Annotated in this window: 2 protein-coding genes; both read left to right on the forward strand. The window is 66.7% G+C overall.

Features of this window, described 5'->3' with window-relative positions:
• Positions 1 to 242 precede the first annotated feature (242 nt).
• Positions 243 to 1643, forward strand: a complete 1401-nt coding sequence (locus K3M35_RS25600) for an IS1380 family transposase (RefSeq protein ID WP_308257126.1) — start codon at positions 243 to 245, stop codon at positions 1641 to 1643.
• A 185-nt stretch (positions 1644 to 1828) separates the two neighbouring features.
• Positions 1829 to 2018: transposase (locus K3M35_RS25605; protein WP_220667263.1), on the forward strand; the 190-nt coding region annotated here is incomplete at its 3' end.

Here is a 2018-nt window from a genome sequence, read left to right on the forward strand (position 1 = left end):
GCGAGGCCGGTCTTCTCCGCGGTGCGCAGCAGCAGGACCGCTCCGGCGTGCGACACGACACCGGTTCCGGTGGCCGATGCGGATAGATGGGGGTAGGGGGACGTAGACTTGGTGGGCCTTAGCCTCGCGGTTTCGTCTTCCGCGGGGTGAGTACGGCGTGTAAAGCACGGAAGTGCCTGTCCGGTGGTGGATTCTTGGCTTGTCGAAGGTCAAGATCCGTCATCGAGAGAGGCACTCCGCAGGTGAAGCCTAACCTCTACCCACCGCTGGTTCTCGATCGCGGCCGCGAGTCGCTGATCTCGTCGTCCGGGGCACTGCTGCTTCGCGAGACAATCCGGGTCTCGACCCTGGGGCGGGCCCTATCGCAGGTGTTGACGCCGTGGCGGTCGCCGCGATCGATCCACGATCCCGGCAAAGTACTCATCGACCTGGCCACGGCGGTCGCGCTCGGCGGTGACTGCGCCGCGGACCTGGCCGTGGTGCGGGCCCAACCGGCCCTGTTCGGACTGGTCGCCTCGGATCCGACGGTGTCCCGATTGGTCACCACACTCGCCGGTGACGTCGAGAACGTGCTGCCCGCGATCCGGCAGGCCCGTGCCCAGGCGCGAGCTGCGGTGTGGACGCGCCGACGACCGTTGGCCGGCAGATCGGGCAGTCGTGACGGTGGCCAGGTGATCGTCGACCTGGACTCGACATTGGTGACCGCGCACTCGGACAAGGAACTCGCGGAGCCAACCTACAAGCGGACCTTCGGGTTCGCACCGATGTGTGTGTTCGTCGACCACGGTGAGGACGGAACCGGGGAACCGCTGGTCCTGGAACTACGTTCGGGCAAGGCGTCCCCGTTCGACAAGCAGGATCACATCACCGCGCTCGATCACGCGCTCGCTCAGCTCCCGGCAGCGGAGCGGGGCCAGGTGCTGGTCCGCACGGACTCCGGTGGATGCTCGAAGGCGTTCCTGCATCACATCACCGACGCGGGCCTGGAGTATTCGATCGGGTTCCCCGCCCACGACACCGTCAAAGCTGCGATCGAGGCAATTCCTGTTCGGGCGTGGCGGGCCGCGATCGACAGCGACGGTGAATCCCGCGACGGTGCCCAGGTCGCCGAGTTGACCGCGTGGATGCCGGAACCGACCCGAGCCACCCGACCCGGACCGCAGGACTGGCCCGACGGGATGCGGGTCATCGTCCGCCGCGAACGCCCCCATCCCGGCGCCCAACTGCGGTTGACCGACGCGGACGGATGGCGGATCACCTGCTTCGCGACCAACACCCGCGGCCCCGGATGGACCCTGCCGGTCCTCGAGGTCCGGCACCGGCAACGCGCCCGCGCCGAAGACCGCATCCGCGCACTCAAGGACACCGGGATGCGGAACTTGCCGTTCCACGGCTTCGCCCAGAACCAGATCTGGCTCGAAATCGTCTCCCTCGCAGCCGAACTACTCGCCTGGACCCAAACCCTCGCCTGGGACGAGCGTGCGCAGGTTCGCAGGTGGGAACCCAAATGGCTACGCCTACGGATCCTTGCCGTCGCCGGACGCATCGTCCACACCGGTCGAAGGTGGTTGCTGCGGCTCCCGAGAGGATGGCCCCACAACCAGCTCATCGACACCGCCTGGACCGCCCTGCGCGCCGCCTAACCAGACACATCAGACCCGACGACCAGCCACGGAGGACCGGCGATCACAGCGCCGGCGATCCCGCACGCCTGCCCCACGAACGCGGCAACCACCTGATCAATCCGAAGTGATTCCGACGAGACGAAATCTTGAGGTTAGAGCGTGTCTCATGTGGACGAAGCGGGTTGTGGTACATGATGTGATCCGTGGTCGACGAGCTGTCTCTACGTTTGGTGCCGGATGCGTTGTGGGAGATCGCCGAACCGCTCATTCCACGCTTCGCGTCCCGACCACAGGGCGGTGGCAGTGCACCGATCGACGACCGGGCAGTGTTCACGGCGATTGTGTTCGTGTTGACGAGCGGCTGCGCTTGGCGGCACCTGCCACCGTCGTTCG

This window comes from Rhodococcus sp. DMU2021, from assembly GCF_019641445.1.
In the GTDB taxonomy this organism is placed as follows: domain Bacteria; phylum Actinomycetota; class Actinomycetes; order Mycobacteriales; family Mycobacteriaceae; genus Rhodococcus; species Rhodococcus pyridinivorans.